The 7,609-nt window shown below is 63.8% G+C and carries 3 protein-coding genes and 1 pseudogene; 3 read left to right on the top strand and 1 reads right to left on the bottom strand.

Translation table 11 applies throughout. The features are described from left to right. Positions 1–724 precede the first annotated feature (724 nt). A complete protein-coding gene (locus BV034_RS00635; RefSeq protein WP_050023088.1) occupies positions 725–2,989 on the bottom strand; it encodes a heavy metal translocating P-type ATPase in 2,265 nt (754 codons plus the stop codon). A gap of 140 nt (positions 2,990–3,129) precedes the next feature. On the opposite strand from BV034_RS00635, the gene rlmN reads away from it, so the two are divergent. The 3 genes and pseudogenes from rlmN to BV034_RS00650 all read left to right on the top strand — a co-directional run. Continuing rightward, the gene (gene rlmN, locus BV034_RS00640; protein WP_050023090.1) at positions 3,130–4,257 is read left to right on the top strand and encodes a 23S rRNA (adenine(2503)-C(2))-methyltransferase RlmN; all 1,128 of its coding nucleotides are present in this window, start codon (positions 3,130–3,132) and stop codon (positions 4,255–4,257) included. Between the two features lie 139 nt (positions 4,258–4,396). Next, a complete protein-coding gene (locus BV034_RS00645; protein ID WP_050023092.1) occupies positions 4,397–5,596 on the top strand; it encodes a DUF1080 domain-containing protein in 1,200 nt (399 codons plus the stop codon). A gap of 371 nt (positions 5,597–5,967) precedes the next feature. Beyond that, positions 5,968–7,609 (top strand): annotated as a pseudogene (locus BV034_RS00650) (hypothetical protein); the annotation flags it as partial.

The following is a 7,609-nucleotide window of genomic DNA, read 5'->3' on the forward strand; positions in this document are numbered from 1 at the left end:
CAGTGCGTCGGTGCGTCGGTGCGTCGGTGCGTCGGTGCGTCGGTGCGTCGGTGCGTCGGTGCGTCGGTGCGTCGGTGCGTCGGTGCGTCGGTGCGTCGGTGCGTCGGTGCGTCGGTGCGTCGGTTTGGGGCGAGTTAGCTCATGAACCCTACAGGTTCGGGCTCGGAGCACGCGATTTGGTGAATGCGGCAGGTGATTTCACAAGCGGTTAACTCATGAACCACGGAGGAGTCGGAAGCCGAAAACATCGACATTGATCCTGGGGAGGTCCTGCACCTGGATGCGAAGCATCTTTGGAGTGCGTGCCGGAACCGCCGCTTTGGCGCGCCTTGTGAGTTCCTCGTACCTGAGCGTGTCAACAGGGGGGCTGGCGCATCCAAAACCGCGGCAGCCCTGCGCGACCCTTTTGACTCCAGGCGGCCTTTGCCTCCAGCGCGTTTCCGTCACCGGCTGGCGAAAGCGGTGTCAAGCCACCGACACTCCAAGACGCTGGCGCGAGTTTGGAAGGGCCGGGGTGTGCAAGACACGCTGGGTAGTTGAGGGGGAACTGCGCTGCGCCGCTGCTGCCGTCTTCAGACGAGAGCCATCTCCAGAGTCGCGAAAGCGCTTCACGCACGCGCTCCACAGTCCCGCCTGCGGGACCACGTGTTGGTTGTTTTCAGATGGAAGTTCGCGGAAATTGCCTGTGATGTCGCGGCGACTTCCGCCATCAAGAGGCCCCCAACTACTTCTCCTTCCCCAACAACAATCGCAGGCTGTTCAGGCACACCACCACGGTGCTGCCCTCATGCGCCAGCACACCCAACGTCAGCGGCAGCCAGCCGAGAATCGAAGCCATCGAGGCCAGGGCAATGGCACCCAGGGAAATAAACAGGTTCTGCTTGATGACCCGCCGGGCCTTGAGGCTCAGCTCCCGGGCGGTCAGCAGTTTTTCAATGCGGTCCTGCATGAGCACCACATCGCTCTGCTCCAGCGCCGCATCGGAACCCCGCGCGCCCATGGCCACACTCACATAGGCCGCCGCCAGGCTGGGGGCGTCGTTCACGCCATCGCCCACCATGGCCACCTTCTCGCCGGCATCGGTCATGGCCTTGATCGCGGCCACCTTATCCTCGGGCTTCAGGCCGGCGCGCACTTCATCCAGGCCGATGTCTTTGGCCACCTGCTCTGCCGCGGCTCGACGGTCGCCAGTGAGCATGATGGTGCGCACGCCGTCGGCATGGAGGCGCTCCAGCACGCCTTTGCTGCCCTGCCGGATGGTGTCTTGCAGCAAAATCCGGCCCACGCCCTGAGGGCTGAGCACCCAAACTTCGGAGAAGCCCAACGGTGTGTCGGGGATCTTGTCCAGCCATTGGGAAAAGTCGCCCTGCTGCATGAGCTCGCGTCGACCCACATAGCAGATGTCCCCGTTGACCCGGCCGCGCAGACCCGCGCCAGTGAGCCGCTGGAATTCCGTGACCGGATAAGGCTCCAGTCCGAGGCTTTTTCCATGCGCGGTGATGGCACGGGAGATGGGGTGGTTGGACTGGCCGTCCAGGGTGAAGGCAATGCGGGCCACCTCCGTCTCGCGACCGGGCGGGAAGCTCTCGACGCTGGTCACACGGAGTTCGCCTTCTGTGAGCGTGCCCGTCTTGTCCATGGCCACCACATGCACTTCAGCCAGCTTCTCGATGGCCGCGCCTCCGCGAAAGAGGATGCCATGGCGGGCGCCCCACGCGATCGCGGCCAGGATGGCGGAGGGAATGCTCAACGCCAGAGCGCAGGGAGACATCACCACCAGCAGGGTCATGGCACGGTAGAAGGCGGACTTTTCCTCGCCGGCGTTCTGGAAGGGAGGTTTCCCCATGGCGAGCCACCAGATGAAGAACATGGCCGCGGTAATGCCCATCACCAGCCAGGTGTAGCGCGTGCCGAACTTGTCCGTGAAACGCTCGCTGGGCGCGCGCAGATGTTGGGCGTGCTGAATGAGGGCGATGATCTTTTGCAGGGAGCTCTGCTCCGCCCGGCGCTCCACTTTCACTTTCACCACACCCCAGAGGTTCAAGGTACCACTGAACACTTGGGCGCCCTTCTGCTTGCCCACGGGCACGGATTCCCCAGTGAGGTTGGATTCGTCGGCCGCGGTTTCGCCTTCCAGGACCGAAGCATCCACGGCGAAGAGTTCGTCGGGGCGCACTTGCAACACGTCGCCTGGCTGAAGGGATGCCACGGGGCGGTCCTCAGTGCTGCCGTTGGGGAGTATCACCCGCGCCATCTTGGGTGCGGCTTTGGTCAGGGCGTTGATCTCCCGATGCGTGCGGTGCAGCGCGTAGTGCTCCAGCGCGCCGGACAGGGAGAACAGGAAGAGCAGCAGCGCCCCTTCATGCCATGCGCCGATCGCCATGGCCCCCACGGCCACAGCCAACATGAGGAAATGGATGTCGAACTGGCCCTTGGGGACCTTGCCTGCCGCATCTTTGGCGGCGTCCCAGCCACCAGCGATGATCGACACCACATAGCAGGCGATCCAGAAAGCCTTGGACACGCCGGAATGTTCCAGCGTCCAGCCCGCGACCAAGGCGACACCGCACATGCCCGCCTGCCACGCAAGAGTCTGCCACTCCTCGCGGCTGTGGTCTTCCAGCTCATCCGGCTCTGGCCAGGAGAACTCGCGCCACTTCCAGAATCGCGGAGCGGTGGGGCAGCTGGGCTTTTCAATGAGCACCGCATCATCCGGGAGGTGACGGACCTGAAGGGAAAAAGTGCCGCCGGGCGGCAGGGTGCCGTCGGGTTCACCATGGGCTGACCACTGGGCATCCAGCTCACGGAGCACCTCATTGAGCCGGTCCGTCAGTGCCGCGGTATCCACGGTGCCGAGGGTGGCCAGGCTCACTTTGCGCTGCTCTGGGTGCAGGAGGATGGCCTCCACCCCGTGCTCGTTGGCGAGAAACTCGGCCAGCCCGTCCATCCAAGTGACAGGAGAAAGGGCATCAAGCGTGGCATCTGACATGGGTTGGGCAAAAATGCACGGGCTTCGGAGGGTTGGCAAGCTCCTGACCCCGGCATAGCTGGATACGCGTCTGCCGATTTCTTCGACTTTAGGCAATTCTGGGTTAGATTCCCGGTTCCCCGACCCTCTGCGCCCGCGCCATGTCTGCCACGCCCACCCCTCTGCCTTCGCTCCTCGGCCTTCAAACGGCCGAGCTGGGCGCGATTTTGACAGAGCTGGGCGAGAAGTCCTACCGGGTCAAACAGGTGCAGGAGTGGGTGTTCCAGAAGCGGGTGGAGTCGTTCGATGCCATGTCGAATCTCTCGAAGCCGTTGCAGGAGGCGCTGGCCACCCGGCTCACGCTCCGCAGCATGACCTACGCGCGGGTGGAAGGCTCAGAGGACACCACGCGGAAGTTCCTTTTCAAGCTGTACGACGGCCGCTTCATCGAGACGGTGCTCATCCCCGCCTCGCCCTCGCTCTATGGCGAGCGGTCCGACCGGCGCACGCTTTGCGTCTCTTCCCAGGTGGGTTGCGCTTATGACTGCAAGTTCTGCGCGAGCGGGCTGGCCGGTTTTACCCGGAACCTGACGGCGGGTGAGATCGTGGAGCAGATCCTGCAAGTTGAGAAGCTGGCAGGGGCACGGGTGGACAACCTGGTTTTCATGGGCATGGGCGAGCCTCTGGCCAACCTGACGAACGTGATGCGCGCCATTGAGGTGCTGAACGCCCAATGGGGCGTGAACATCGGGGCCCGCCACATGACGGTGAGCACCAGCGGACTGGCCCCGCAGATCCACAAGCTGGCGGATTTCCCGCTGCAGGTGCGTCTGGCCATCTCCCTCCACGGGGCGAGCAATGAGGTGCGCAACCAGATCATGCCCGTGAACCGCAAGTACCCGCTGGAGGAGCTCTTCCCCGCGCTGGAGTACTGGAACTTGAAGAAAAAGCAGCGGCTCACCTTTGAGTTCATCCTCATCGACGGGGTGAACGACTCCCTCGAACAGGCCCGCCTGCTGGGTGAACACGCCTCGCGTCTGGACGCGAAGGTCAACCTCATCCCCTACAACACGGTGGAAGGTTTGCAGTGGAAGCGGCCGAGCGAACGTCGCCAGGACACCTTCCGCGACATCGTGGCATCCCACGATGTGATGACCACGCTGCGCCGTGAAAAGGGGCATGACATTGCCGCCGCCTGCGGTCAGCTCCGTCTCAAGCAGGAGACAGAGGAGGGCATCATCACGAGCCCTGTGCCGGAGAAGCGCAAGACGATTTCGTCAGGGACCTAGACGCGTGTGGCACCGGGGCATTTGCTCTGTGGTGCATCAAATCGGGTCCCACCTGGTAGAAGAAGGCCATCTGAGATGACGTAGTGCCCATGTGGCGGCATGCCACACGGTCCTGTCGATCATCCAGCATCCGAATCCTATGAAACAACCTCGTTTCCTCCTGGCCCTGCTGCCCCTTGTCCTCCTTGCCGCACCCCTGCGTGCCCAGTCGCCTGCCGCTGATGCCGACGGCTTCACGCCCCTGTTCAATGGGAAAGACCTGAGCGGATGGGTGCCGTGCAATGTGGCGGAGGATACCTTCCGCTGGGAGAACGGCATGGTCATCACCACTGGCCAGCCCACGGGCTTCATGCGCACGGGCAAGGTGTATGAGAACTTCATCATCGAGCTGGAGTGGCGTCACCTCAAGGAGGCGGGAAACAGCGGGCTCTTCATCTGGGGTGAGGGCCTGCCAGCTCCCGGCGTGCCTTACGCCCGTGGCATTGAGGTGCAGATCCTCGACCTCGGCTATGAGAAAAACAAAGGGGCCAACGAGTGGTTCACCTCCCATGGTGACATCTTCCCCATCTGGGGCGCGACCATGACCCCCACTGGCCGCGTGGCCAAGACCGGCAAGCGCAGCTTCCCGACGGAGAACCGCGTCAAACCCTCGCCCGAGTGGAATCACTACCGCGTGGAGTGCAAGGATGGGGAGATCCACCTTTCCGTGAACGGCAAAGTCGTGACCGTGGGCAAGGACTGCTACCCGCGCAAAGGGTACATCTGCCTGGAGAGCGAGGGCAGTGAAGCCCACTTCCGCAATGTGCGCATCAAGGAGCTGCCCTCCTCCGGGGCCAAGCCAGAGCAATCGGCCCGGCTGTATGAGGGCTTCAAGCAACTCTTCGATGGCAAAGGCCTTGGAGGCTGGAAGACGCCGGATGAGGTGAAGGCGGTGTGGTCTGCCAATGGGGCCACCTTCAAGGCCAAGGCAGGAGAAGCCTCCGTGGGCAAGACTCTGTGGACCGAGCGGGAGGTTGGTGATTTCACCCTCTGCGTGGACAGCAAGACGCCCAAGTCCGGCACGCCGCTACCGCTCGGCGGGGTGTTGTTGCGTGGCCTGACGGCTGACTCCCCGGAATTGAAGGCTGCGCTCCAGCCGCTGGCCCAGGTGGAACTCAAGCCGGGCGCGTGGAACCGTTATTTCATCACGCTCAAAGGGGACCGCGTGACGGTGGAGCTCAATGAAAAGACGGTGCTCGACAACGTCGCGCTGCCCGGGCTGGCGGCCAAAGGTGCCATTGGCCTTCAGGCAGGCGCAGAAGGCGGCGAGTACGGCAACGTCTTCCTCAAGGAGCTGTAGGAGCCAGATTCAGCAGAATCTCCTCGATCTCTTCTTTATTTACCCGCCGGATGCGAAGCTCCGGCGGGTTTTTACTTTTCAAGTGTGTGGAGAAGGAGTTGATTGCTGACCGTTCGTTGACGGATGGCGATTTCGTGTCCTTGTGGCACATGGTTTTCGCCCTGAATTGCTCAACTCCACCGCTTTGCCCTCACCGTGTCTCTGCTTGATTGTCTAGGATTTTCTGGTAGTTAGAGCCTCTAGGTCAATGCCGTCCGAATGCCTTGATGCAACGACTCCTTAAGTTTTTATGCCACCAATGCGGCGCCAAGCTGGCGGTTCCGCTCCAGATGGCAGGCTTGAGTGACAACTGTCCCAAATGCGGGGCGGTAGTGACCTCGCCGTCCCTTCCGGTGCAGGCTCCGCCTGCTCAGATCCAGGCCGCGCCCCCTGCGGTCGTGCAGCCCCCTGTGAGCGCGCCTGCCGCCGCCGCAGAATGGAGCGCCGAACAACTGGCAGACGCCTTGCGCCCGAAAGCGGCCAAAGTCCCGCCTGTGGGAGTGGAGAAAGCCCCTGAACGGACGGCGACCGCCGCGCCGGTTGTTGCCTCCGCCGCTGCCTTGCTGGATCCGGTGCCTCCCGCGGCGCTGGAAGTTCCACGTGCCGAGCCGACCCCTGTCGAGGCTGCAAGGGTGTCTGCACAAGAGTTTGCCCAGGCTTCACCGGCAGCCACTCTCGCCACCGTCGCGGCGGAGCTTGCCCCGGTGAGCACTCCTCAGGTGGCTCCTACGCCTGCTCCAGCGGCTGAAGTTCCCGCTCCAAACCAGGAGGCTGCAACTGCCACCTGGCCAGAGGGGGGATCTCAGATCCCCGCTGCTGCAACTCCTCCGGCCAAGGAGGATCCTGATCTTTTTGGGGCTGGCTTCACTTTCCCGCCGGCCCCGCAAATCAAGGGCCTGAACCCCGAGCCGTCTCCGCCGATCCCGGCCGAGTCGGAACTGAAGCCTGCTTTCCCAGCACAGGAGGGTGCTGCTCCGGCCACCCCTTCCCGACCTGGCATGGGGAGATCGCAGGAAGGGCGGATGCGCTCCAAGTTGCAGTCGATTTCCCGAATGGCTGACGAGCCCGCAGCGGGCGAGCCGGAGAGCAAAGGCAAACTCGAGACAGCGGTCGCCTCCAAAAAGGGAGCAAAACCTTCCCCTCCGGTCACTACCGCGCCTGAGGTCGTGATGGCCCCAGTGGCCAGTGCGCTGGTGCCAGATACCCTGCCGGACGAAGAGACTGCAGAAGCGGCCGCCCAGCCCGGCATGGGTGAGATGCTTGCGACGGGGGGCTCCATGGGAGGATCCTTGAACCTGCCTGGCCAGGAACCGCGCCCCTGGTTGCATGTTCCGTTGGTCATGGTCGGCACCTCGCCTCGTCGCGAACGTCGTCTGCGGCTCAACCGGATCGCCATGATCGGGGTGGTCAGTTTCCTCCTCGTGGATCTGCTCCTGCTGCTCTGGTTCTGCCGGAAACCCATCGCCTCCTGGTTGAGCAGCCCTGCCCAAGCGACCGTCTTGCCGCAGACCGAACCCCGTTCCGAGGCTGGAACTGGTCTCGGGGCGACAAATGCCGAACCGACTCCGACCTCGGCAGCAGTGGCGGAGTCACCTACTGCCCCCCCGGATCTGGCTCCCTCTACGCACAACCCGGCTACAGTGGTGCCGGAGACTGCCCCCAAGCCCGCTGCGGAAGAGGCTCCGGTACCGATGGCCATTCCCGTGACCGACTTCCCGGGTGAACCTGCCCAGGCGGGCGCCTCTATTCCGGCGTCGGTGCCCACCGCTGCACCCGCCCCCGCGGCAGTCCCTGTCCCTGTCCCTGTCCCTGGGCCAGACGCGACGCCTGCTCCTGCCCCAGCGTCCGTTCCAGCTTTGGCTGCGATGCCGGGCGACCTCCCGCCTCCTGCATCAGAGGCTGCGGCCACCCCGCCGCCCGCGCCAACTTCCATCCCAGAAGCGCCCACGACGATGACGCTGGCCAACAGCCCGC

The sequence above is a fragment of the Verrucomicrobium sp. BvORR034 genome, assembly GCF_000739635.1.
Taxonomy (GTDB): Bacteria; Verrucomicrobiota; Verrucomicrobiia; order Verrucomicrobiales; family Verrucomicrobiaceae; genus Verrucomicrobium.